Genomic DNA, 24,364 nt, shown 5'->3' with positions numbered 1-24,364 from the left:
CCGCGGAGCGGGTAATCCCGCGCTGGCGCGCGGGATTAACGGTTCGCTCCGCGAATCCGGAAAGGCGCTGCGCGCCTTTCTAATTCCCGCTGCGCGGGAATTTCGGATTTCCGCTGCGCTCCAATCCGAGGAAGCGAATCAATTCCCGCTGCGCGGGAATTGACGGGGCGTCCGCTTCGCTCCCGCCCAACCGGCTACGCCGGGCAGCAGCAGGAAGAGTGTGTCACGCGCGTACCTGTGTAACCCCTGGGAAACTGGGCCACACCCCCTGAGACGAGTTGACGGGTCATCAGGCCGAACAGGTGCCGGATCCAGCCGAAGAGGCGGGCTCCGGCACGCTCCATCCGAACCCCCGACTCAACACCCCAGAACCAACCGACCCGTTCACCAAACCCTCCGCCACCATACCCCAGAGCACGCCACCGCGAGGCGAGAACCAGTCACACTTCACCCTGCGGGGGCAAGCTCTCGTAAGAGTGCTGCATCAGGAGGACACGCTGTGTAGAGTTTGGGACCGGACAGCACACCCCCCGAACCGCACCTACCCCCACCGGGAATCCCATTTCTGATTACGCGCCACATTCCGCGAAAAGGAGAAAACGGAGGCATGGCCGTGAAACTGCGTGACCATCAGATCGAGGCCGTAAGCGCCATCGTGCGCGGCTTCGACATCCCGCCGGGTGGCATTCCCTGGAACGGTCTGCGCGGACAGGTTCACGCCGCGTGTGGCACGGGGAAGACCGTTATCGCGGCGGCGTCGGCGAGGCGGCTGGTGCCCAAGGGGCGCGTTCTCGTGCTGGTGCCGACGCTGGATCTGCTGGCGCAGACGGTGAAAGCGTGGCACGGCGCCGGGCACCGGGGGCCGGCCGTGGCGGTGTGTTCGCTCCAGGACGATCCCGAGCTGTGGAGCCTGAAGGTCCGGGCGACGACGAATCCCGTGCAGCTGGCGCTGTGGCACGGGCAGGGGCCGGTCACCATCTACGCGACCTATGCCTCGCTGGGCGTGCTGGCGGAGGCGTTCGAGGGTGCCTACGGCCAGAAGCTTGATCCGGTAGACCTCGCGGTGGTTGATGAGGCCCACCGCACGTCGGGCTCGATGGGGAAGGCGTGGGCCGACATCCACGACCAGGAGGTCATCCCCGCCCACCGGCGGCTGTATCTGACGGCGACGCCGCGGATCTGGGAGGAGCGGCCCAACCGGGAAGTTGCCGAGGGGGTGCGGGATCGGCTGCCGGAGGAGATGGCGGCCTCGATGGACGACGAGACGATCTTCGGGCCCGTCCTGTACAAGCTGTCCCTGGCATCGGCCGTCTCTCGCGGCCTGCTCGCGCGGTACCAGATCATCGTCCTGGAGCTCCAGGACCCGGTCGTCACGCCCGAGCGGCTCAAGAGTGAGGAGCGGTACAGCGAGGAGGTTCGCGGGCAGCGCCTCGGGGCGCTGCAGGCCGCGCTGCTGCACACCATGGCGGAGCACGGGCTCCAGACCTGCATCACCTTCCACCACCGGACCATAGAAGCCCAGGCCTACGCCGAAGGCCTTCAGCGCGTCGTCGCGAAGCTGCACGCCAACGAGCCCGAGAAGCACCCGAAGCAGATCTGGGCCAACTGGCTCTGCGGCGAGCACGCACCCGAGCGCCGGCGCAAGGTCCTGGCCGGCTTCGGGACCACCGCCCAGCGGGCCGTGCTGTCCAACTGCCGCGTCCTGGGCGAAGGCGTCGACATCCGGGCCGTGGACTCCGTCGCCCTGCTCGATCCGAAAGGCGCACCCCACGACATCGTCCAGGCCATCGGCCGCGCCCTGCGGCAAAAACCCGGACAAGGGAAACTCGCCTCTCTGATCGTCCCTGTCTTTCTGAAGGACGGAGAACAGCCCGAGGACATGTTCACCTCCGGATCGTATCGGCCCTTGGTGAAAGTCCTAGCGGGTCTTCGTGCTCATGATGAAGAGGCTGTCGAATTGCTCGCTATTCCACAAGAACCGCAAAAGAACATCGTGCAGTCGTCGGAGTTCATCGGTCCGCCGCCCGAGGAAGGCGAGAAAGAATCCCGCCTGCTGCTGCGGTTCGCCGCCCCCCGCGACCCGGTCATGGTCGCGGAGTGGGTCAGCTTCAACGTGATCGACACGGAGAAGCAGGACTGGGCGTGCGGCTGGGCGGCGCTCAAGCGGTTCGTCGACCGCGAGGGCCACGCACGGGTGCCCTATGGGCACAAGGAGGCCCCTGGCCCGTATCCCCTTGGGCAGTGGGTGGCGGAGCAGCGACGGGCCTACCAGGCGGGGCAGATGAGCGGCCAGCGCGCCCGTCGGCTGGAGAAGCTCGGCATGGTGTGGAGCGTCGCGGATGAGCGGTTCCAGGAGAACCTGGAGGTTGCGAAGGCGTACTACGAGCAGCACTGGACGCTGTGCGCGCCCCGGTCGGCGACGGCCCTGGACCGGCCCGTGGGGCAGTGGCTGTCCAACCTCCGGCGGCCCGGCGCGCTGGACGGCCACCCCGAGTGGAAGACGGCGCTCGAAGCGATCGATGAGCACTGGAACCCGGCGTGGCCGGCCGACTGGCAGCGGCACTACGCCGCACTACGCGAGCTCGTACGCGACGAGGAGGGCCAAGCCGCACGGGGAGACGTCCTACCCGGCGTCACCGTCCACGGCATGGACATCGGCAAGTGGCTGGCCCGGCAGAGGCAGCGCACCGTCTGGGCGGGTCTGATGGACGGGCAGCGCGAACTCCTGGAGGCGATCGGCGTCACCCCGCTGCCCCCGGAGCCGGAGTCCGCCAAGGCCCCCAAGGCGGCCTCCGGCGCCTTCGAACGGGGCGTTGCGGCCCTGGCGCAGTACAAGGCCCGCACGGGCTCCGTGAAGGTTCCCAGGGGCCACACAGAGCGGCTGGAAGATGGCAGCGAGGTCCGGCTTGGTGTGTTTCTGAGCAACAGCAAGAGCAGGCGCGCCAAGCTGAGCGCGGACAAGCTGCAGCAGTTGGCCGTCCTCGGCCTCGAATGGGCTACGTGAAGGGGGATCTGTGATGTGGAGTGCTGAGGACCTGGCGCGGGATGCCGCTCGTCGGCAGGGGCGTGGCCTGGGGGCGGCGCAGGTGGCGGCGAAGGTCGCCGAAGCCGCCCGGCGTGAGCGCGAGACCCGGCAGCAGTTGGGCGTGCCCGCCAGCCGGGACCCTTACGCGAGGGATCCTGAGGAGCTGGCGGAGCTGTGGGCGGCCAAGCGCACCGAATGGCGCCGAATCGTCGCACTGCTTCAGGCCACCGGGCAGGAGTCATACGACCCCGAGCAGGACGCCCAGGGGACGGCCTGGGCGCACGATCGAGAGGCGAGGCAGCAAGGTGTCCGGGGCCGGCATGCCGCGTGGGTGAAAGAGCGCCAGGAGGCGGGAGACGAACTCCGGACGCAGGTCTGGCTGCCCGCAGACACCAGCCGCCATCTCCGCACCATCGCGGCCCGGGCCGGTCTCCGGCCCGAACAAGTCCTCGCCCAACTCGCCCACCACGCCACGATGAACGACGACGGTTCCCTGACCGTCGCCCCCTTCACCCCACAACACGAACCCCGACTGAACCTGTGCTCAAAGGATTCTTGAGCGCACCCCGGGGCGCGGACGACCGCGCCGGGGTGCGATGACAGGCTCAGTAGGGAACAGTTGGAGCTTGGCCTTGTTGCCGGAGACCGATGAGGGCCAGCGGGTCGTGCGGCCGCCGCGCGTTCGTCGCCGGACGCGTCGTGCCCGGCAAGGCCGCATGTCTTAGCTGGGCTCGCAGCCCTGAGGATCAGTAGCGACGCCATCAATCCTGCTGCCCCATGACCAGTTGGGGTCCCGGTCACCGACCCAGATGCGCCGGTGGTAGCAGTTCCCGCCGGAGTGATCGATCGCATAGACGACCACGTCCGAGTTGGACTCGAAAGACCGAGCCCTGTCATGCAGGAACCCCGGTACATCCGTATAGCCTCCCGGGCGGTAGCACCATGATGCGCCTCGGTATCCGGGCTCCGTGTAGAAGCAAACCTCGCCGGGCGCGGCCTGTGCCGTCGGTCCTGCAACCAGCGGCACGGACAGGGCCAGAGCGACAGTGAACACTCCGGCAGCGACGGAATGACGCATGAGCGGACTCCTAGGTGGTCGATACAGCCAGACCATGATCCCAGGAAGTGCCGCTGAAGCTTCCCAAAGTAACCCTTAGAACGCATATCGTAGAGACCCTTTGGCCTCTGGCGCTCCGCCCGGCTCGCGCAACCGTCCGCAGTCGATTCTCCTTGACCGCGCAGGCCTTCCGAATGCCGCCCTGTGGAATTGGCTAACAGAGTCGCTGACAGCGTCAAGGGGGATAATGGCTGACGCTGTGACGGGTCGTAGGCCGCCCGGGTGAGCGAGCGCCAGGACGCGAAGGAAGAACTCCGGGCGCAGATCTGGCTACCCGCAGACACCAGCCGCCGTCTCCGCGCCATCGCCACCCGGGCCGGCCTCCGGCCCGAACAAGTCCTCGCCCAACTCGCCGACCACGCCGTGCTGAACGACGACGGCTCCCTGACCGTCGCCTCCCTTCACCCCACAACGTCGATCCCCGCTGAACCCTGTCCCCAGCTCACGCTGGCTTTTCCTGGAACGGGTAACGCGTAACCGCGCGTGCGAGGCTACGCGCAGGGTCCGTGCCGGACGCAGACGGCACGGACCCTCTGCTTGTGCTCAGCCCTGCCCGCGCTGTGTCAGGCCGGGCGGGGCCGGCGGACAAGCAGGCGCCTCGAGCTGTCCGGCGCGGCCCAGCCGTGGCCGCCACCGTGCCGCCGCGCAGCCCTGGGAAGGGTTAGAAGTGCCGTTCCCGAGAGAGTGGAACTGCCTTTCATGAATGCCCGACCAGCGACAACGACCCGGCTGACATGCCGTCACTGGCACCAGCCACTGTCACTAGGCCGGCACATCGCACCACGCCGAGGAGATCACGGTCGACGGTGAAACCGAGCCGGTAACCGTCAAGCTGGGCGTATGGATTTCGAACACGATATCGAGGAGAGACCGGCTGGACGCTGACCGACTCGCCGCCCTCGCGAGGCTGGGCATGGACTGGGGCTGACAGACTGCCTCACCCGTCGTTGCCCCCGGTCCCGGCACAGAACCGATGCGCTGGGGCCGGGGGGTGTGCCTGCTCTTACGGTGCGGGCAGTACAGCCGCCCGCTTGCAGGCTAGGTTTGCCTTGGCTTCCGACAGACCGGGGCCATAGCCCTTACCTACAGGGTCAGGGGTGGCCTGAAGCGCACTCGTGCACCTGTCGAACTTTTTGGCGACTCCGTCATAACAGGCATTCATGACGAGGTCCGAGAAAGGATGTCCTCCGTTAGCGGCCACGGTATCGAGGCAAGCGCTGTAGGTAGCACTTGCACTTCCGGCGCCCGCAATGATGCCCGTAGCAGCCAGAGCGAGGCTTGATACTGCTACGGCAAGAGGCTTGAGGCTGCGCATACTTCTTCCCGACTCTCCTGGTATGCAGGGATTACCAACAAGCCTCAAAACGATCTGTTTGGGCAAACGTTGTGCGAATAATCTCACTGCCACCCGAACGAGGCAGTATGGCATTTCCGGCCCGTCGGGCACGCCAGACCGACCAGCTCGCCCCCACAGCGGGAGCACGGCCGCAGCCGCGGTTCGTCCCGGCGCTGCAGCTGCTCGTGGGTGCCTGACTCGTCGCTGTCCTGCTGGTCAGCGCTGCGCGCCCTGCTGGCCCCCGGCTGCGTGAGGTGACGGTTCATGGCCCGTCCTGAGAGCCCTCTCACCACCAGCAGGGCGTGTTGCAGTCCGCAGGGCTTGGTGTCGCGGTGTGATTCCGACGGGATTCGCCGGGAAGCCACCTGGGTGATGAGCGAGTTGATTACGCTGCCGTGATGGTCTTGCTGCCGCCTGAACTGCGCTCCCGTGACGGTCACCCCCTCGCCGAACTCGCTGCGAAGGTGATGGCCGACCTCACCAAGACCGGCGTCGTGGTTCACGTCATCGACGACTCGGACGACGACTCCCATGTGAACGGCGGAGTCACCCTCAGCCTGGGACCCGCCTCGGCCGGTGTATCGCTCGCCTGGCACGTGCCCAACGAGCTGCGCATGTCGAAGTCCGAGACACGGCAGAAGGAAGTCGTGTTCGGCGCAGCCGCCGCCCTGACGTCGGCCATCATCAGCATCCTGACCAACTTCGGGCACCGGGTGCGCACGGAGTTCAACGAACCGGGCTACCCGTACCCGCTGGTCTACGTACTCCCTCCGGATACCGGCACCGACACGTGATGGGCCCTGTCGACGTCAGCGGCCCGGCCGGCTGATTTTCCCCGAAGTCCCTCCCCCGGTGACGTGGGACCAGCAGAATCGGGCGTCGACGCAGCCGCGGTACGGGAGGGCAAGGGCTCATGGGGATGCCGGACGTGTGGGTGCGGGCGCAGAGCATCGTCTCCGGCAGCCGGACGGTACGGGCGGACACGATCGTGCAGGTCAAGTGGGAGCGCCAGTCGTCGCAGTACCTCACGCTCGTCGTCAAGGGCGGCGACGAGGTCCACCACCAGGTGCGCCCTTGCGGATCGGGCGCCGAGCCTCTCACCGAGAAGGACGGCAGCGCGCTGACTGACGGGCTGCTGTCCGCCATGGCCAAGACCGCAGCTGTCCCGGGCAGTCACCTCATGGTCCTTGACGGCACCGGAGTGCAGTGGTGCCGCACGGCGATGGACAACACCGGTGAAGAACCTGCCCCGTGGAGGCCGCCGGGCCGGTGGTCTGGCCCTGCTGCCGTCAAGCAGATGCTCCGCCCGCCCTGCCTCAGCCGTCGAGACGGCCAGGAGGCGGCGCCCCGGCCGGACAGCGACGACACCTCTTCACCCCGGCTACCGCGTGGAGAAGAGGTGTCGTCGCCTTGGGGGCTCGCCCACACGGGCTGACCTGCGGGAAAGGGCGGTGTCCAGTTTGGGGGGCTCCCGCCTTCGGTCACACTTTCGGTCCCCCGTTGGAAGTAGCCGTTCAGGCAACGGTTCAGCCGCCTGCCGGTGCAACCCTCTCTCCGGTCGCCGCCGGGCGCGGCAGCCGGGGGGCGGCCAGGCCGGGTTCCACCACCAGGACGTCCAGGCGGAGGCGTCCGCGAACGGGCCGGACCGCTCGGTAAGCATCGCGAGGACCTGGTCGCTGGCGGCGTCGACGGCCTGGTGCTCGGTGTCGGTGACGATGCCGAGCCGCCGCACGTGCGCGTACTCGTCTTCGTCCTTCCACTCCCAGCGAGTGAGGCCGGGGTCGACGACCAGGTCCACGGTGAGGTCGAAGGTGTCGCACCCCTGCGTCGTACGGCGGGTGGGGTGCTCGAAGTTCACGTACCAGTTCCGCAGCCGGCGCCCGTCCCCGTCACCCCGGGCAGCCGTCCTTGCCCGTGTACACCCCGAGGCGCTGGTCGTATCGCTGCCCGGGCCGCGCGCCAGGGCGGTTGAGCGGCCGCCCTGACCGGCCCCGCCCCGACCTGCTGCGCGGCGCACCGCCGGGGCCGACCGGCCCCGGCGGGTTCGCATCAGGGCCTGACGGCGGCGGCCCCGGGCCGGAGATCCGGCCAGTCGGGCAGAGCCTGGACGATCTTGTCGGCGGGCACGGCCACACCGGAGGACTGCATCAGCAGCTGCATGTAATCGACGTCGTCGATGACCTCGGTGACCGCGTCGCCGCTGTGGTCGTCGACGGCCAGGAGCAGCCCGTAGCCAGTGTCCGTGCGTTCCAGGCCAGCGCCCCAGCAGAACTCTCGGTAGGCGTCGGCGTCCATGGTGTCCGGGGTGACGACTGCCATCCACTAGATGGTGATCATGTGGTCTCCCTCTGCGCTGACAGTGGCTACCTGTAGGGGCTTGGTGACAGCACTTTGAGGGCCTTCGTCACCCTGATGAGTGGCCGGTCGAACGAAGGTAGCGAACCACAGTCGGCCATCGCGTGACCCGTGAGGTGCACGGTCGTACAGCGGCGCGACGCCATATGCCAGGGTCCCGAGGATGTGTGCCTCGGGGCCCGTGGTGCAGCGGGATCAGGCAGGGCCGGGAGTGGCGGCGAGCCAGCGGGCGAGTTGCTCCGTGGCCTCGGGGGCTGCTGCGGCGAGCGCGCCGGCGAACGGCAGGGCCTCGGGGAGGAAGCCTGCGGTGTTGCCGGCCAGGGCCTTGAGGAGCGCGGCGTGGGCGGTCACCCGTTGCGGCAGAGCCTCCCAGGCGGCGGCCCGGACACCTGGGTCGGCGAGGGCTCCCAAGCGGGCGGTCAGCGCCCTCGCCATCCGGGCATCGATCTGGCGTACCGCGGCCGGGGACCGCCCGCACAGCATGCTCCGGACGTGCGGATCGTCCGCTTCCACGAGCACGGAGGCGTCCAGGTTCCGGTCCTGGGCCAGGTCCAGGAGGTCCTCCGCCCGCCGGAGCGCCCCCTCCCGGCGCTCCCGCTCCGCCCGGCGCGCCGCCTCCCGGGCGTCAGCGGCGGCCCGCTCGCGCCGGCGCATCTCCTCCGCCGCGGCGGCAGCCACCCGATCGGACTCGGGGTCGTACCCGGCCTGCCCGGAGGACTCCAGCAACGCCTCGATCCGCTGCCACTCCGGGAGTTCCGCCTCCAGCCGCACGCGCTCCGACTCGCCTGCCGCGCCGCTGCCGCGAGCGAACCGCAGATGGTCCTCCACCGCCCGGCGCCGGCTCCCCGCGCTCCAGGCGTCCAGCCCCCGCGCCTGAGCACACACCCGGGCCCGAACTTCCGCCGAACCGGTCACCAGCGGCACCTCGCCCTCCAGATCGCTCACCCGGCATTCTGCCGAAACCCGCAAAGCGTCCGGTCCGGCTTTCCGTTGACGTCTGCGCTGCGTGACAGCTCGTCCGCCTCCGCCAGGACCGAGTGCGAGCGCTCATCCGCTGCGGCCTCGTGTTCCTCCACGTCTCATGCGGGGTGCGCGCGGGTTCGACGGTCGCCTAGCCGAACCCTTTCTCGTCATAGTGACGAAAAAGCGGGTATCCTGCGGCAGGGCTGATGAGGCTTCGCCCACCGGGCGGTCATCAGCAGAAGGAGGCACACGTGGGCAGCGAAGACGCGACCGGTCCGGTCACCCTCCCGACCGGGGGCCTCATCGAGCCACCGATGACCATGGCGTTGAACGTGCACTCAAGCCCCGGCGTGTACGCGCTTCTGCTGGGTGCCAGCGTCTCGATCGCCTCGGGGGTAAAGACCGGCTGGGGGGTCGTGCAGGACGTCGTCGGGAAGGTCGCCGCCGTCCGCGACCCCGACAACCTCGACGCCCGAGCCGAGGCCATGGCAGACCCGGAGAAGTGGTGGGAGGCCAACACCAGCGAGCCCCTGGGCTACTCAGCCCTGCTGGCCGCCGCAGCGCCGAGGCCGGCCTCCCGCCAGGCCATGCTCGCGGAGTACTTCGAGCCCGAGGAAGGCCAGGACGACAGCAAGGGCCCGACCGCGGCCCACCGTGCTATCGCCCAGCTGGTCAAGCGCGGCAGCATCCGTGTCATCCTCACCACCAACTTCGACCGGCTGACCGAGCGGGCTCTGCAGGAAGTCGGGATCTCGCCCCAGGTGATGAGCCGGCCGGAGCAGATCGTGGGCATCAAGCCGCTCGCGCACAGCCAGGTCACCGTGATCAAGCTGCACGGCGACTACGCCGACCTTGAGCAGCGCAACACCGTTGACGAGCTGGAGACCTATCCCGACGAACTCCAGCAGCTCCTGGAAAGAGTCCTGGACGAGTACGGGCTGATCGTGTGCGGCTGGTCCGCTGAGTGGGACAAGGCGCTCGTCCGCGCGGTCCAGAGCACCCGGTCACGCCGGTACCCGATGTTCTGGGCGCAGTACGGCCCGTTCGGCGACGCCGCCCGGGCTCTGACCGCCCAGCACGATGCCGTGGTGATCGACGGCAAGAGCGCGGACGAGCTGTTCACCGACCTCGTGCGCCGCATAGAAGCCCTCGACCGCCTGACTGCCGCGCCCATCACCCGAGACGTCGCCGTCGTACAGCTCAAGCGAGATCTGCCCGACCCCCTCCGTCGCATCGAGCTTTTCGACCTCGTCGACCAGGCCGTCACGCAGATCGTCGACCGCAGCACGCCCGAGCACAAGCCGGTGCTCGCCGCGTCCACCACCTGGGCCGACACCTTCGGTTCCAACGTCCGCGGATACCGGACCGACAGCGACATCCTGCTGCACCTGCTGGCCAACGGAGTCTTCCACGACGACGGCACGCACGACCGCGTGTGGCGGCGTGCCGTCGAACGCCTCGTCCGCCTGCGTGACACCACACCGGGCACCTATAACGAGTACCTGGAGAAGCTGCGCCACCTCCCGGCACTTCTGTCCACCTGGACGATCGGCGTCGCCGCCATTCTCAGCCGCCGTGAGGAGCTGCTGGCCACCGCCCTATACCACCCGGAGTGGGCCGTCCCGAACTCCGGACGGCGCCGCCAGGGGCCGGCCTGGTATCTCAACCCCATCCGGGTCGTGAGCACCGAAGGCCTCCACGACATGCACCGTGCCGAGGGCGGGAACAGGTTCCTGTATCCCCAGAGCAACTGGGTGAAGGACACGCTGCGCGAGCCCTTCCGTCTCGTCGAGCCCAACGACATCGCCTGTCGCGAAGCATGCGCCCGGTTCGAGTTCCTGGCCTCCATGATCGCAATGGATACCGAGAACGACGTCTACGCCTACCCCTGGCCCGGAGAGTTCCTCCTCGACTCCACCTGGGGCTACGACAACCACGGGCTCGCCGACGTCATCGAGACGGAACTCACGGACACCTGGCCACTGCTCCGCGCCGGCGCCTTTGGAGGCGAACTTCTCCGAGCCCAGAAGACCCTCACCGCGCTCACCGAGTGGAGGAGGCAATACGGCAGAACCTGGTGACCTACCACCACAACGTGCCCGACAACGCAGCCCTTCGAGGGGGAGCTTGTCCCCGCGGCTCACGGTCTGGAGCAGCTGGGCACGCCGAACGTGATCGGCGAGAAGGCGAACGTGACGGTCTTCGTAATCCGGCGGTTCGTCGGGCTTCGAAGACCGGCCAGGTCTGTTCGCTCCATTGGCTGTCGTCGTACGGCACGCTGCTGTCGCATCAGCTGCCCGCCGTGCCCTCGACACCACGTGCTCGTTTACGGCGGTGTGACGATCAACGCTCCCTCGGTGCGGGCCACGGGCCGGGCCGTGGTGGCTGCCGCGCTGGCGGTGCTGCTCACCGCAGCCTGTACGGCACGGACGCACCCGGCACTGCCCGCCTCGGAGCAGGGACGCAGTGACCTGATCGCGACCGCTCAGCAGATCCTCGTGGACCAGTGCCTGCGCGCCCGGGGCGCCGCCGGGCCGCCCCCACGGCACGAGGTGCTGTTCGGGACCGGACCTGCCGAGCTGTCGATCACGCTCACCACCGGTCACACCGTCCGAGCCCACACCGACGGCTGCCTGGCCCAAGCGCACCGCTACCTCTACGGCGACCAAGAACGCTGGTTCCACGCCCAGGTCACCGTGGGCAACCTGCGTCCTGAGGCCCAGGCCCTGCTCCGTGGGGATGCCGACTACCGGGCCGCCCTGGCCCGCCGGGCCGCCTGCGACGACCACGACACCTCATGTGTCCGGGCAAGCGGCCTTGAGGAGCTGCGGGACCGGCTGGAGCCGGCCCGGCTCGCACAAGTGCGTGCCGCACACCGCGACGACATCACCACCTACGACCGCCTGCGCGACCGCGCAGTGCGGCGCGCGGCCGGCCTCCTGGACGACCGCCCCACCCCCCATCAGAAAGGCACCACTGCCTCATGACCGTCAGCAGGCTGTTCACCTCCGCCGCCGCGGCCTTCCTCGTCCTCACCGGCAGCCTCGCCGCAGCGCCCCCGGCCGTCGCGGCCGACTGCCCCAGCGGCCACTTCTGCGCCTGGGAACATGCCAACTTCGACGGCCAGCGGGCAAACTGGCACGGTGACGACGGCTGGTGGGAGGGCTACATCGCCGACGCCGACTCCTCCTGGGCCAACCACGGCATCGAAGGTCCGGGAATCCCCGCTTACGTGCAGGTCTACAGCCGCGCCCATCAGGGCGGCCACATGACCATCTGCCTCGCCCCCGGCCAGGAAGTCGCCTACAACGGCGCGGCCAACGACAGTGGCGACTCCCACACTTGGGCCATGGGCTGCTGACATCCGACACACCGCCCGGGGTCGTCCTGCCATGCACCGGCAAGCTCGCCGTGTCGGGCGGCCTCGGGCGCGTGCGGTTGCGCTCAGGAGCTCACGCCGATGCCGGGCAGGTTCGATCGCGTACGGCGGGCCCTGGCCGACGAAGAACACGCCCAGGCCGAACACCGGGCCAGGGCCTTCCTCCAGCCCTACGTCACCGCCGCCCGGTCCGCGCGCCGGGGCGGCTGAACGGCACACGGCCAGGACAGCACGGCGGAAGCCGCGGCCTCAGCAGCGAAGGAGTTCCTCGGACCACTCTCGGAGCGGGCCTTCGAGGGCGAGGTTGTCCCCACGGCTCACGGTCTGAAGCAGCTGGGCGCACACGGTCGCTTCGGCGGCGAGCCCGGCCCGGCTGCCCAGCACAGGGAAGACGGTACGGACACGGGCGGCGGTATCCGGCTGAAGCAGCGTGTAGGCGTAGAGCATGGCGGCGTCGAACCCTTCTGGAGCGAGGCCCCAGCCTTCCCAGTCCAGTAGCTGCAGGGGGGAGGCGGTGAGGTTCGCCCAGTGCACGTCGCCATGGGCGGTGGTCCAGCAGGGGGCGGCAGGCACCAAAATCCCGACGAACTCGGGGATCGCCCGGCCCGTGTACTGCTGTCGCACGGCAACCCGGTCGGTGCCAACGGCCGCCACCTTCTCCAGCACCCCGGCAAGGTCGGCCCACCAGGAGCCCGGCGCCTGGAGGTCGTGCTGGAGGATCGGATCGTCGGACAGGACCGGCTCCTCGACGCGCACCGACAGCTCCGCCCGGTAGGCGGTGCCATCCTCGACCGCGTCGTGCACGGCCAGGAGGGCGGGCCGGTGCCCGTCGAGGTCGCCGAAGGCGTGCTGGGCGGCGAGGGCGCCGTCCCACAGCTTCCCCGACGCCTTCTCCGCCGGTGCGGACACCAGCCGCAGCCACGCCGGCGTCCCGTCGGCGGTGCAGGCCGGGGCACCGAGGGTGCGCCCGGCCCACCCCCAGAACTCCCCGCCCGGCTCCACCTGCACGTCCAGGGACTTGGCAGCCCGCGCGTGGTGGGCGCGCATGCGGCGCTCGGTGTCCGGGTCAGGGGGAGGCGAGTACGGGCCTTGACCCTTGATCGTGGACACCGGTTGTCATGCGGCAGCGGCCAGCGTAGTTGATCGTTACTCGAAGGCGATCGGGCTGATCTGGCCGAGGCGGGAAGTGCCTTCTTCGGGTGTTGTAGCGGGTCGCCCAGCGGAAGACGGCGAGCCGGGCCTCGCGCGCCCCGGTCCACCGCTTCTTGCCCTGCAGCCTCTCCCGTTTCAGGGATGCGTTCAGCGATTCCGCGGCGGCGTTGTCCGCGCTGGTGCCCACCGCGCCGCGCGACCTGATCACACCGAGGTCCTCGCAGACCTGGGCGAACTCTTTGGAGGCGTATTGCGCCCCGTTGTCGCTGTGGAAGATCGCCCCGTGCAGACCGCCGGCGCCCCGGACCGCGGCCGCGGCCCTGAGTGCGTCGGTGACCAGTGAGGTGCGCATGTGGTCGGCGATCGACCAGCCAGCCAGTCGTCTCGCGCACAGGTCCAACACCGTTGCGAGGTAGAGGAATTGGCCGTCTCCGATGGGCAGGTAGGTTATGTCGCCCACGAACCCCGGGTGTTCGGTGTGGTCGCGGTGAAGTCGCGCCGCAGCAGGTCCGGCACCGGCGTCGCCGCCGGCTCGGGGATGGTGGTGCGGACCTTCTTGCCGCAGGTGCAGCCCGACAATGTTGAACTTCCGCATGACGCGTGCCACCCGCTTGCCGTTGACCCGCTCGCCCTCGTCACGGAGCTCGGCTGTCACGCGCGGAGCCCCGTAGCTGCCGTCGGACTCGGCGTGGATCTCGGTGATGCGTCCGGCGAGCTCGGCGTCGGCCCGGGCCCGCGCGTCCGCGCCGGCCAGCCACCGGTAGAACCCGGACCGGGAGACGGCCAGGATCCGGCACAGCCGCTTGACACCGCAGGCGCCACGGTGATCGTCGACGAACTGGAAGCGGCTGTGCACCAGTTGGTCTCGGCCGCAAAATACTTCGCGGCCCTCCGCAGGATCTCCCGCTCGAGCTCGAGTTCCTTCACCCGCGCCCGCAGCTGCCGGTTCTCCTTCTCCATCGCGGTGGCCTCGCCCGCCCCGGGCCGGGCCGCCTGCTCTGTATCCCTCACCCACGTGCGGAGCGTCTCGTGGTTGACACCCAGGTCCTTGGCCACCGACGCATACGTCCCACCCGGACTGGCGTGGTACAGCGCGACGGCGTCCGCCCGGAACTCAGGCGAGTACTTCGACGTCCCCAACGGGAACTCCTGTTCTTCGGATCCTCACGATCCAATGATCAGGGTGCCCACGATCAAGGGGTAACGCCCCAAGATCACTCTCCCTGAAGCCTTGACACCGCCAACAGGGCCTTGACTTCGTGGCATTGATCGAGCATCTGCCGGTGGCAGCAGCTCTCGGGCTGTCCTTCTCGGCCCTCCATGCCACGCCGGGACCGGCAGCGCGTCGCGCACTACCGCCCACTCCGCGTCCGTTATGTTCGATGGGCTCCTGTGCATCCAGTTTGGACGGTCGGCCGCGTTCCGGAACCCCTGCGCGAGGCAATCGCACGACGGAGCAGGCGAGTTGAAAGCGAACGACGAAAACCGCATGGAGCTGCGTCAACAGGCCTCCATCTGTACGTGACGGCTTCAGCAGCCCTCGTGCTGTGCCGGAGGCCCTGCCTTCATGCACGTCACGGCGGAGTTCACCCGCCCCGGCCCTCGTGTTCGATCACATCGCGTTCATGATCGAAAAGGCAACGGCTTCTAAGTGCAGCATCGGAGAAATGTCAAGTCATCGCTATTGCCGACTTCTCTGCATCCGTTCTGCAAGGGAATCTAGAGACGTGCCGGAGAGGCACACCTCAATCAAGAGACCAGGAGAGCGAAATGGCCGAGAACACCGAGAACGTCGTGGAAATCGAGACCACCGCCACGTCGGCGCTGATCGAGGACCTGGATGTCGAGCTGGAGCTGGACGCCGCCGAGGCCTCCTTCTCCTACGGCGAGGCGCGCCCGATGCCCTGAGCTGGTGTAGCGGACCGGGCCTGGGCTTTCAGCTCCGGCCCGGCCGACGGCGGCGGCGGCGGCCGGGCCGCGTGCTCCGTTGCCGCCCTGTTCACTCAGGAACGCAAGAAAGGCGACGGAACATGTCAGCTATTCCCCCCGAGATTTGGGGTCATATCAGAACGGTCTCGGTATCGCCGTCGCTTACCCGGCGCACGGTCTCTATCTATCACCGGAACATCGCTCAGCGCTTGGCCCGCGAATTCCCTGAGTCCACGCCCGGCGTCGCCGGAGCTCCAGACGCTGTGACCCGGGCGGGTCTCCTTTCCCTGGCCCGCAATGTACGGCGCCTGCCGCCCGCCGGAGTCCACCGCTTCTACACATTGGCGGGCCATCCGCTGGACCACGCCGAGGGGCCCGCCCTGGCCGAGCTGCTGCGGAGCGGCGCGGTCAGCGGCACGCCGGCCACCGTGCTGGTGGACACCGACCAGGACTGGGTGCGGGATGGCCTGGCCAGCAGCCTCGATTCGCTGCATGAGTCCGACGCCGAGGCGGCCCGTTCCCTTCCCGGCTTCCCGACGGACGTCCGCGATGCGCTGTCCCGAGCCCAGGACGCCCTGCGGCTCGCCTGGCCTGATGCATGGGAGGAGCACAACACCCTCATCCGCCACGTGGTCTTCACCACCGCGCAGCTGCGCTCAGCGACGTCTGCCAGTACCTTCGGCGCCGTCTACGTGGGCACGCATGAAGCCACCGAGGCCCTGCGGATGTTCGAGGTGCTGCTGCACGAGACGGGCCATCACGCGCTCAATCTGCGGGAGCAGTTCACGCGCTTCCTGGTCAATCCGGAGACCGAGGCAGGCCATGCCCTACGCCGCGACCCGCGTCCGCTCCGCGGGGTGCTGCATGCCGCCTTCGTGCTGTGGCGGATCGAGGAGGGGCTGCGCCGGTACGAGGCAGCCTGCCCCGACGGCGGGCCGCTCGACGGCTGTGCCTGGCGAGAGCGCCGGGCGGAGGCGGCTGGTCAGCTGCAGCAGACCCTGCGCGCTCTCGACGCCGCTGCTGAGTGGACCACATGCGGCGCCAACCTGCGCCAGAGCCTGAGCGCGCCTGTCCTCGCCGATGCGGCGGTGGCCTCGTGAGTGCGCCGGGAATTCTCGACTCCCGGCTGCTGCGCCGTGAGAATTCTGCCGGTCAGGTCAAGCTCTGGTGCTTCGCCAGCGAGTGGGAACTGCTGGAACTCGCCGACGGCACCGTGGTGTTCCACCACCTCATGGGCCGGCAGTTCTCGCTGCGCTCCGTCGGCGAACCGCTCCGGCGTGTCCTGCGCCGCCTGGAGGCGGGGCCAGTCGCTTTCCTGGAGCTCTGCGACGGCGATGCCGAGGCCGCGCGGCGCCTGGCCCGTATGCTGACGCCGCTGATCCGGCAGGGAGTACTGGCTGCCGCACGTAACCACGCCCGCCCGGAGTGGGCGGACGACCGGTTCACCGAACGGTTCTCCACCCAGCTGGAGTGGCTGGCTTCACTCTCGCCCGAGCAGCACGGCCGCTGGGATTTCATGGCCCGGCTGCGCGAGGCGTCGGTCGCGGTGCTGGGGCTTGGCGGCCTCGGCAGCCTCGTCGCGCTGATGCTTGCCGCGGCGGGAGTGGGTCGGCTGCGCCTCGTCGACGGCGATGTGGTCGAGGAGTCCAACCTGGTCCGCCAGATCCTCTACTTCCCGGACCAGGCGGACGGCACTGGCAAGGCCGAGGCGCTCGCCGCCCAGCTGCGCCGTTTCACCCCGTACACCGAGGTCGACGTGGTGCCCAGCTATCTGTCCGGGCCAGAGGACATCGCCGCGCGCCTCGATGGGATGGACATGGCCGCCCTCTGCGCGGATGCGCCGCGCTTTGTGCTCAACCGGTGGACCGACGCGGTCTGCCGGGACGGCGGCATCCCGTACCTCGGGGCTTTCGCGGGGCAGGTCGGGCCGATGTTCCTGCCGGGTGAGTCGCCCTGCTTTGGCTGTTTCGAGCACTACCTCCGGGAAGATCTCGGTCCCCGGCATGACCTCGTCGTGGACGCGCTCGCCCAGAAGCGGTCCTGGCGGTATCCGGCATTCGTCTCCGGGCCGGTGAGTATCGCGCATCTGATGACCACAGAGATCGTGCTGCAGCTCACCGGTGCCGCGACGCCCGCCACCTCCTGCGGGGTGCTGCACATCCGGCACCCGGAGACGGTGCGCGAGGAACTGCTACCGCACCCGGACTGCGACTGTGCGGCGGCCGCCGCCAGGTCCGCGGCGTCAGCGGGGACGGCGGTGTGAACGGGCTCGCGGTGCATCCCGTCGCCGACGACTACGGCGGCACGATCCGCCAGGCCGCGCCCGAGACGACGTGGCGCAGGCTGCAACCCCACCTCGCCGCGGTCGGTATCACCAGGGTCGCGGATGTCACCCTCCTCGACGATCTCGGCATACCGGTCTGGCAAGCGATCCGTCCCAACTCCGCCAATCTGACGGTCTCCCAGGGCAAGGGTCCCAGTCATCTGCTCGCCCGGGTCTCCGCCGCGATGGAGGCCTTCGAGTTGCACTGCGCCGAGGAGCCCCAGCTCGCACGGCGCGTGTGCCGGGCCGACGAGATCGGCCTGGCGTCGGATCCGACTGGTTCCGTGCCCGGTTCGGCAGCCGTCCCTGCCTCCGGTCCCGTGCTGCTGGAGGACCACCTCCTGGGCCCTGGCAGCCTCCTGGAGTGCGTACCGGTGGAGGACCTCGCCGACGGCACGCACCGCTGGTGGCCGCTGGACGCGATCGCCGTGGACTTCCGCATCAGGCGATGGTGGCAGCCGCCGGGGGTGCGGGTGACGAGCAACGGGTTGGCGTCCGGCAACACGCTCGCGGAGGCGACCCTGCACGGGCTGCTGGAGCTGGTCGAACGCCACTCGCTCGCCCACGCGCGGGCCCAGGGAAGCCCCTGGCAGCGGGCGCATCAGCTGGTGCCGGGAAACCACGGCATCCCGGCGGAGCTAGCCGACCGCTTCGCATCCGCGGACGCCCTGGTGGAGGTCGTGGACGTCACCCACCCCGTACTGGGGATCCCCAGTTTCCTCGCCCGAGTCTGGTCTCCGTCCCTGCCCCGCTGGTTCTCCGGCTCGGGCAGCCATGGCGACCCCGCGATCGCGCTGAGCCGAGCGCTCACCGAGGCAGCCCAGTCGCGGGTCACCGCCATCGCCGGAGCCCGGGACGACGTCGGAGGCATGGCCTTTGACTTCGCCGCCGGTCCCCCGCCGAAATCAGCCGACCGCCCGGTACGCACCTCCGACGCCGTCCTCGGCACCCACGCCCCGCCACCCGCACGGCTCGATCTCGAGACGGAGCTGCTCCGGCTGACGCAACGCTGCAACCGGCTGGGCGCCACGGTGCTGCGCGCCGACCTGACCGTCGCCGAGTACGGCATCCCCGTGGTGCGGGTGGTCGCCCCCGGGCTGGCCTTCACAGAAAGACACGGACACGGATGACTGACATGGGTGACAACGAACCGCGGATGATCGTGACCCTCGGCCCGTCCTGCTCTGCGCAGGAAGCCCGCCGGCTCCTTCCTGATGCGGAGATCCGCCCGCCGGTCGAGGCAGGCCAGATCATGCACTGGGGACTGCGCGCCGGGGATGTACTGCTGCTGATCGACGGCTACTTCCTGCAGTCCCGGGCGGTCCGCCACAAGGAGATCCTCACCCTGCTCGACACGGGCGTCACGGTGCTCGGAGCCTCCAGTATGGGCGCCCTGCGCGCGGCGGAACTGTCGCCTTACGGCATGCACGGGGTGGGTGAGGTCTACCGCGGCTACCGCTGCGGCAGGCTGCTCGGCGACGACGAGGTCACCCTGGTGCACAGCGACACGGAGCACGACTACCGCGCCATCGGCTGGGCGCTGGCCGACTTCCGGGACGCGCTCTTGGCGGCCCGCCGCAGCCGGACCCTCGACGCCGAGGCGGCCGGCACCCTGCTGCGCTGCGCCGCCGAGCTGCCGTTCACCGCCCGGTACACGGCGACGATCCTCGGGAGGGCCAGGGCCGCGGGGGCTCCGGCGGAGCAACTGGCCCAGTTCCATTCGGACTTCGGCAGGCCCGCCGGCTGGGTCAAGTACCGGGATGCCCGCCGTGCGCTGCGGGTCGCCGACCGTATCCGCAGCGCCCGAATCAGTGGTGCCCGGGACGGTGACACCCAGGGCGGCGGGCCATCCCCGGCCGGGCTGCGCTACCGCGGCCGACCACAGGCACTGGCCATGACCTCCTATCTCCGGGCCTGGTCCACCAGCCGGGCCGGCCACCGCCAGCGCGACTACGAGCGGTTCGTCCGCGCCGTCACCGCCTCCGCGGACTGCTTTCCGCGCCTTGCCGCGGCATCCCTGCTGACCGATGCCGCCCGCGCCGCCGGTGCGCCGGGAAACCAGGTGCCCCTCAGCCGGGACAGGGACGGGCTGCCCGCCTGGCCGGCGCTGGTAGATGCGCTGCACCCGCTGCTGCCGCACCTCGGCCTGCCCGCCCGTACCTCCGCCGTACCCGCCCGGCTGCTTCCCCTGCTGAGAGCGGAGGAGACGCTGCTGCCGTGCCGCGAGGCCACGGTCCTGCTCGCCACCCGTCTGTGGCGCGCCGACCCTCGGTACGACTGGCTCACCCCGGCGCTCGGCTGGCTGGACGGCATCCCCCAGGCGCCAGCGGGAGCACAGTCGTCGACGGCCATGACGGCACTGCCGGATCCCCGGAAGGCCACGGTCTCTGTACTGCGGCGATGGGGTGCGCATGTTCCTGAGGATGTGCTTCCGGTGATCCGCGGGCGGGGGCTACTGGACCGGACAGAACTGCTGAGCGCCGTACGCGCAGGGCTGATCGCCCCCTGCCGGCACGACCAGACGGAAGGCAGGAACGCCGCATGAAAGAGACCTTGAAGAATTACCGAACCGTCCTCGCCGTACCCGACGCACGCCGCATGATCGCGGCCGACGCGCTGGCCAAGGCCGGCGACTGGCTGCTCTACGTGGCGATCAGCCTGATGCTGTTCCGTAGCTCAGGGGTGGCCGCCCTCGGCCTGTTCAACGCGATCCGCATCGTGATCCCCGTCCTGCTGAGCCCGGCGGCCGGCCGCCGCGGCAGTCGGTACCGCGCGCGCGACGTGATGGCAGTCGCCAACATCATCAGAGCCGCAGTACTGGGGGTCACCGCGCTTGCGGCGGCGAACGGCGCTCCGGTGGTGCTCCTGATGGGTTCGGTACTCGTCTGCACCTTCTCCACGGCCTGGTTCGGTCCGGCCGAACGGCGGATGCAACGCGACCTCACTGGCCCCCAGGACCGCGCCGCCGTCTTCGCCGTGCTCGGCACCACGGGAACTCTGGTACTCGTGGTGGCGCCCGCCTGCGGCGCGGTGGTCAGCAGCTGGCTGAGCCCCTCCGCGCTGCTCGGCATGACCGCCGTGCTCTTCGTACTCGCCACCACCGTACTGCTCCGTGTCTCCTGCCCCCTGCCACCCGCCGCCGCCACCAGCGGCGCGGAGGACAGCGGCAAGGGAGGTACCGTTCGCGCGCTGCGCAGCGCACTGGCCGCCGCTTCCGCCGACCGGGCCGTCGCGGTCGCGCTCATCTGCCAGGCCGCGGCGTGCTGGACGGTTGGGGCCTCACTGGTGCTGCTGCTGCCAGTAGCCCAGCAGGCCGCTGGGCAGGACACCGCGCTGGGCTGGCTGACGGCCTCCATCGGGCTGGGTTCCGCCCTCGGCATGCTCCTGGGTGCACCCGTCGCCCAGCGCCAGCAGCTGGCCAGGGGGGCGACGTGCATCGTGGTCCTCGGCATGCTGGTGGCCGCGCTCGCCCTGGCGGATGCAATGGCTGTCGCCCTGCTGGTGACCTTCGCCATGGGGTTGGCCGCCAATATCCCGGAGCCGCTCTACTGGACGGTTTACGGGAACCGGGTGTCGGAGGAGCGTTCCGGCTCGGTGTACGGCCTGGTCGAATCGGTGATCAGCGGCACGATGACCCTCGGCGGGGCGGTGGCGGGCGTCGTCGCCGGGTCGTTCGGGCCGGCCACCGCCGCCGTCGTCGTGGGTGCGACCACAGTGGCCGTGGCCACCGCCGGCCTGAGACTCGGGCGTGGCGTCCGGCGGGACGTCGAGGTGGTGACGGTATGACAGCACCTGCCGCGACGGCTGGCTGCCCCACGGCGATCGAGACGCTCCTGACAGGACTCGACGCGCCCGGCGCTCCTTTGGGGATCGTCGTCCGGGAACAACGGACTCGCAGCTGGCAGCTTCTGCACACCGGCACGACCGCCCTGCCTGCGATGAAGTGCGGGCCGACCGACAGCGAACGCGGCAGCTGGGCGCTACAGCCCCGGCGGGGCTCGCCCCCGCGGTACGCGGCCAGCCAGGGCAGCGACCTGGCCGCCGCCTGGCGGGCGGGACAGCGGGTGGCCGAGGCCGCCTGCCCCCCTGCCGGGCAGTCCTTGGCCGGAGCGGAACAGGATCTCCTCCCCGCGGACAGCCACAAAGACGAGCCCTCCAGTACGTCCCTGGCGGCGCTGCGGGCCGCGCTCTCCAGGGTCCGGGTGCCGTCCGGCATGGAGATCGTGCTGACCGGCCACCAGTGGACGGAACGGACCAGGGGGTTCTCCGTGCGCGACGGGTACGCCAACGACCTCTCGGATGTGGGGTCGGGGGGCGGCTGGGCGGTGGACGTGCTGGCCGCGGGACGTCAGTGCGCAGACGAGGACGTCGCCTGGCGGGGCCCCTGGCGAGACGAGACGGCCGCACGGGTCGTCCCGAAAGTGGAGGAGGCACTGTGCTGGGCGACCCGGCAGCGAGTACCACTGCGGCCGGAGACGGTTCAGCTCCACCTGGCACCGGGCAGCACCGCACTCTTCCTCCACGAGGTCTGCGGCCATCTGCTGGAGCACCAGGCGCGGCGAGGGTCCCCCTTGTCAGGCCGGGAAGGTTCACCGGTGGCCCCGCCATGGCTCACAGTCGAGGACGACCCCAGGCTGGCCGTCGGACGATTCGACGGGTACGGCAGCCATGCGATGACCGCGCTGGGCACGCCCGCCACGCCGAGGGTGCTGATCCGCGGCGGAGTGCTGGAGCGGCTGCTGGACGACGCGCCGGACGGCCCTTGGCGATCGGGCAGTCTGCGCCGGACGCCCGCCCCCCGCATGAGCAACACGGTGGTGCTTGCCGACGCCCACCGCCCGCCGCCGACGCTGGACACGGCCCTCGGCGAAGCCACGGCGGTGCTGATTCACGTGGAACGGATCGGGTTCGGCTATCTGGACCACACCACGGGGGCGTTCACCTTGGAGGTGAAGCGGGCCTGGGCCGAGGGGAACCGCCGCCGCGAGCCGCTGGAACCCTTCCTGGTCACCGGCGATGCCCTCGCCACGCTGGCGGACCTGCGCTCGGTCGGCCCTCCTGGCAGCGCCGCGATGTGGTCCGCCTACTGCCTGACGGCCTCGGGACGAGTCGCGGTGGGAGGCCACGGACCGGCACTACTCACCGGCCCTCTGCGCACACTGCCCCACACAGAGGCGCCGGAGGTGATCGCCTCCGGCGCCGGACCTGGTTGAGGCAGCGACGCTACAGACCGAGCTCCACGGCGGCGCGGATGAGGTGGGCCTGGGTCGGCGCAGAGAGCTTGCTGCGCAGTCGGGCCAGATAGGTCGCCACCGTGCTGGTGCTGATCTTCATACGATGCGCCGTCTGCTGACGGGTGTAGCCCGCGGCCACATAGGTCAGCACTTCACGTTCCCGCGGAGAGAGGTACCCATGGGCGACGCCGTCAAGCGGAGCGCCTGCGCCACGGCCCTTCTCTCCGTCGGCCCGACGTTCTCTGCTGGCGGGGCCGGCCCCGCCCAAGGGTGCGATAGTCACTGCCACCCCATGTCCTCGGGAGCTACCCCGGACGCCTGCGCACGGTCGACCGAGTGACCCTCCGTAGTGGCGGTCCCCCCCAGGGCACCGAGGACGATGAGGGCTGCGAACAGGTAAGCAGCGGTGCGGAACATGGCTTTTCCCCCTTCAATGGCAGGTGAGTACGCGCTTCACAGCGTGCCGCCCGAGCGGAGACAGCCGGAAGAGAGATCCGTGGGCCCAATCCGTCCTTGACCGAATCCGTCCACCTGGGTACTACACCGGGGGATCGCGCATCAGTTGTTCGTAATAGGCGGGAACCATGGGCGCAGTGACGCTGACCGGATGCCACCGGCCCATCCGGGGCAGGCGATCGAGCGCCGATCGGCAGGCACGCTCCGCCGCCGCCTCGGCCCTGTCCAGGGAACTGGCCAGCAGGAACACGCCGATCACCAGTTCACCGGCCTCACGCCAGTGGATGGTGATGTGCTCAATACCGTCAGCGGCTTCCAGCGTGCTGCGCAGCAGCGTCGTCACTTGACCCGTTGCGGGCTGCGCTTCCCGATTCCGGATGTGAATATGGATCAAATACACGTCTCAACGCTGAAGGTGCGGTTACCGGCACGGCAACCTCCTCTCCTGGACACTTCAGTCCACTGCAGGAAACGGCCTCGTCGCAGAAGACACCCGACCGCGAACTCCGCCTGACGAAGACCGGTCCCACATCACGGGAATTCTGAAAGGGTCAGGGAACGGACGCCGGCCAGGGCCTTGCCAGCCCCGCAGGACGTGTCGCCGGAGCAGCAGAAGCGGCAGCTCACCCCCGGGCCCGGCGTACGTGCCTCACCGGGGCACGGGTCGTACAGGGCACGGCCGCCGGGGAACTGCCCGGGCTCGGCGGACAGGGCCACCCCGTCGTCGACTTCCACGGCCCGCCATCCGTGGATGTCCAGCAGCACGCCGTCCAGTGGTCCGCCGACCAGTTCGGCGTAGGTCCGGTGCGGAAGCAAACCGGGGTTGAGGTCGTCGTGGTCGTAACCGTAGACCCAGCCGTTCAGCAGCCGCTCGTCTCCGTTCATGCCATCCAGCCCCGCAGCCGCCGCCGACAGCGCCCGCGCGGCGGCGGGCCCGGCCCATGCCTCCCTTCACCCAGGCCGGGCCGGCCCCCGCCGCGCTCACCGCGCCTTCGGCAACGCGTCCAGGGAGCAGCGTTCCTCCCCCACACCGCGGCCGGCCACCCCCCACACCGGCTCACCGGGCCCCTGCCGGATCAGCTGCGCCAGCGTCGT

General features: G+C 69.7%; 23 protein-coding genes and 3 pseudogenes. 17 read left to right on the top strand and 9 right to left on the bottom strand.

Annotation, left to right across the window (positions count from 1 at the left end; all coding sequences use genetic code 11):
• Positions 1-607: 607 nt before the first annotated feature.
• From ABZ386_RS41660 to ABZ386_RS41635, 6 genes and pseudogenes are all read left to right on the top strand, one after another.
• Positions 608-3,004 carry a Helicase associated domain protein gene (locus ABZ386_RS41660; RefSeq protein WP_358968717.1) on the top strand — a complete coding sequence of 799 codons (2,397 nt, stop codon included), beginning with the start codon at positions 608-610 and terminating at the stop codon, positions 3,002-3,004.
• A gap of 13 nt (positions 3,005-3,017) precedes the next feature.
• Positions 3,018-3,584, top strand: a complete 567-nt coding sequence (locus ABZ386_RS41655; protein WP_358968714.1) for a hypothetical protein — start codon at positions 3,018-3,020, stop codon at positions 3,582-3,584.
• Positions 3,585-4,364: 780 nt separating this feature from the next.
• Entirely contained in the window at positions 4,365-4,619 is a 255-nt protein-coding gene (locus tag ABZ386_RS41650) for a hypothetical protein (protein ID WP_358968711.1), read from the top strand.
• A gap of 304 nt (positions 4,620-4,923) precedes the next feature.
• A pseudogene (locus ABZ386_RS41645) lies at positions 4,924-5,070 on the top strand (helicase); the annotation flags it as partial.
• Positions 5,071-5,876: 806 nt separating this feature from the next.
• The gene (locus ABZ386_RS41640; RefSeq protein ID WP_358968709.1) at positions 5,877-6,272 is read left to right on the top strand and encodes a hypothetical protein; all 396 of its coding nucleotides are present in this window, start codon (positions 5,877-5,879) and stop codon (positions 6,270-6,272) included.
• A 119-nt stretch (positions 6,273-6,391) separates the two neighbouring features.
• Positions 6,392-6,913, top strand: coding sequence for a hypothetical protein (locus tag ABZ386_RS41635; protein WP_355713328.1), 522 nt, complete (start codon positions 6,392-6,394; stop codon positions 6,911-6,913).
• Here the strand turns inward: ABZ386_RS41635 and ABZ386_RS41630 are convergent.
• The 3 genes from ABZ386_RS41630 to ABZ386_RS41620 form a co-directional block, all read right to left on the bottom strand.
• Positions 6,860-7,528, bottom strand: coding sequence for a DUF402 domain-containing protein (locus ABZ386_RS41630; protein WP_358968706.1), 669 nt, complete (start codon positions 7,526-7,528; stop codon positions 6,860-6,862). The two genes, ABZ386_RS41635 and ABZ386_RS41630, sit on opposite strands and share 54 nt — an antisense overlap.
• The gene (locus ABZ386_RS41625; RefSeq protein WP_358968703.1) at positions 7,528-7,797 is read right to left on the bottom strand and encodes a hypothetical protein; all 270 of its coding nucleotides are present in this window, start codon (positions 7,795-7,797) and stop codon (positions 7,528-7,530) included. The genes ABZ386_RS41630 and ABZ386_RS41625 overlap by 1 nt, the downstream gene beginning before the upstream one ends.
• A 231-nt stretch (positions 7,798-8,028) precedes the next feature.
• On the bottom strand, positions 8,029-8,778 hold the full coding sequence (locus ABZ386_RS41620) for a hypothetical protein (protein ID WP_358968701.1): 750 nt from the start codon (positions 8,776-8,778) through the stop codon (positions 8,029-8,031).
• A 269-nt stretch (positions 8,779-9,047) separates the two neighbouring features.
• Here ABZ386_RS41620 and ABZ386_RS41615 point away from each other — a divergent pair, with 269 nt between their 5' ends.
• From ABZ386_RS41615 to ABZ386_RS41600, 4 genes are all read left to right on the top strand, one after another.
• A complete protein-coding gene (locus ABZ386_RS41615; protein WP_358968699.1) occupies positions 9,048-10,877 on the top strand; it encodes an SIR2 family protein in 1,830 nt (609 codons plus the stop codon).
• Between the two features lie 255 nt (positions 10,878-11,132).
• Positions 11,133-11,783: a hypothetical protein gene (locus ABZ386_RS41610; protein WP_351345982.1), complete on the top strand. Its 651-nt coding sequence runs from the start codon at positions 11,133-11,135 to the stop codon at positions 11,781-11,783.
• Entirely contained in the window at positions 11,780-12,157 is a 378-nt protein-coding gene (locus ABZ386_RS41605; protein ID WP_351345979.1) for a peptidase inhibitor family I36 protein, read from the top strand. The genes ABZ386_RS41610 and ABZ386_RS41605 overlap by 4 nt, the downstream gene beginning before the upstream one ends.
• A gap of 99 nt (positions 12,158-12,256) precedes the next feature.
• A complete protein-coding gene (locus ABZ386_RS41600; protein ID WP_351345976.1) occupies positions 12,257-12,385 on the top strand; it encodes a hypothetical protein in 129 nt (42 codons plus the stop codon).
• Positions 12,386-12,424: 39 nt separating this feature from the next.
• Here ABZ386_RS41600 and ABZ386_RS41595 read toward each other — a convergent pair whose 3' ends face one another.
• The 3 genes and pseudogenes from ABZ386_RS41595 to ABZ386_RS41585 form a co-directional block, all read right to left on the bottom strand.
• Positions 12,425-13,222 (bottom strand): hypothetical protein, encoded by a 798-nt coding sequence (locus tag ABZ386_RS41595; protein ID WP_358968696.1) that lies wholly within the window; start codon positions 13,220-13,222, stop codon positions 12,425-12,427.
• Between the two features lie 19 nt (positions 13,223-13,241).
• Positions 13,242-14,183: an IS3 family transposase gene (locus ABZ386_RS41590; protein ID WP_358968694.1), complete on the bottom strand. Its 942-nt coding sequence runs from the start codon at positions 14,181-14,183 to the stop codon at positions 13,242-13,244.
• A gap of 80 nt (positions 14,184-14,263) precedes the next feature.
• Positions 14,264-14,467 (bottom strand): annotated as a pseudogene (locus ABZ386_RS41585) (transposase); the annotation flags it as partial.
• Positions 14,468-15,097: 630 nt separating this feature from the next.
• On the opposite strand from ABZ386_RS41585, the gene ABZ386_RS41580 reads away from it, so the two are divergent.
• The 7 genes from ABZ386_RS41580 to ABZ386_RS41550 all read left to right on the top strand — a co-directional run bounded on the left by ABZ386_RS41580 (position 15,098) and on the right by ABZ386_RS41550 (position 22,792).
• Positions 15,098-15,235, top strand: a complete 138-nt coding sequence (locus tag ABZ386_RS41580; protein ID WP_351345970.1) for a hypothetical protein — start codon at positions 15,098-15,100, stop codon at positions 15,233-15,235.
• Between the two features lie 284 nt (positions 15,236-15,519).
• Positions 15,520-16,356, top strand: coding sequence for an HEXXH motif-containing putative peptide modification protein (locus ABZ386_RS41575; RefSeq protein ID WP_358968691.1), 837 nt, complete (start codon positions 15,520-15,522; stop codon positions 16,354-16,356).
• A complete protein-coding gene (locus tag ABZ386_RS41570; protein WP_351345964.1) occupies positions 16,353-17,519 on the top strand; it encodes a ThiF family adenylyltransferase in 1,167 nt (388 codons plus the stop codon). The genes ABZ386_RS41575 and ABZ386_RS41570 overlap by 4 nt, the downstream gene beginning before the upstream one ends.
• Positions 17,516-18,709 (top strand): YcaO-like family protein, encoded by a 1,194-nt coding sequence (locus ABZ386_RS41565; RefSeq protein WP_358968690.1) that lies wholly within the window; start codon positions 17,516-17,518, stop codon positions 18,707-18,709. Before ABZ386_RS41570 ends, ABZ386_RS41565 begins: the two co-directional genes overlap by 4 nt.
• 5 nt (positions 18,710-18,714) lie before the next feature.
• Positions 18,715-20,124 carry a TfuA-like protein gene (locus ABZ386_RS41560; protein WP_358968687.1) on the top strand — a complete coding sequence of 470 codons (1,410 nt, stop codon included), beginning with the start codon at positions 18,715-18,717 and terminating at the stop codon, positions 20,122-20,124.
• Entirely contained in the window at positions 20,121-21,365 is a 1,245-nt protein-coding gene (locus ABZ386_RS41555; RefSeq protein WP_358968685.1) for an MFS transporter, read from the top strand. The genes ABZ386_RS41560 and ABZ386_RS41555 overlap by 4 nt, the downstream gene beginning before the upstream one ends.
• Entirely contained in the window at positions 21,362-22,792 is a 1,431-nt protein-coding gene (locus ABZ386_RS41550; protein ID WP_358968683.1) for a metallopeptidase TldD-related protein, read from the top strand. Before ABZ386_RS41555 ends, ABZ386_RS41550 begins: the two co-directional genes overlap by 4 nt.
• Positions 22,793-22,802: 10 nt before the next feature.
• Here the strand turns inward: ABZ386_RS41550 and ABZ386_RS41545 are convergent, their stop codons facing one another.
• The 3 genes and pseudogenes from ABZ386_RS41545 to ABZ386_RS41535 all read right to left on the bottom strand — a co-directional run.
• The gene (locus ABZ386_RS41545) at positions 22,803-23,096 is read right to left on the bottom strand and encodes a helix-turn-helix transcriptional regulator (RefSeq protein ID WP_356670603.1); all 294 of its coding nucleotides are present in this window, start codon (positions 23,094-23,096) and stop codon (positions 22,803-22,805) included.
• Between the two features lie 255 nt (positions 23,097-23,351).
• A complete protein-coding gene (locus ABZ386_RS41540; RefSeq protein WP_356506242.1) occupies positions 23,352-23,612 on the bottom strand; it encodes a hypothetical protein in 261 nt (86 codons plus the stop codon).
• A gap of 251 nt (positions 23,613-23,863) precedes the next feature.
• Positions 23,864-24,154 (bottom strand): annotated as a pseudogene (locus tag ABZ386_RS41535) (hypothetical protein); the annotation flags it as partial.
• Positions 24,155-24,364 lie beyond the last annotated feature (210 nt).

It is taken from the genome of Streptomyces sp. NPDC006140, assembly GCF_040628815.1.
GTDB lineage: Bacteria > Actinomycetota > Actinomycetes > Streptomycetales > Streptomycetaceae > Streptomyces.
The sequence above is the reverse complement of the archived record's forward strand: the minus strand, read 5'-3'. Positions and strand labels throughout refer to the sequence as shown.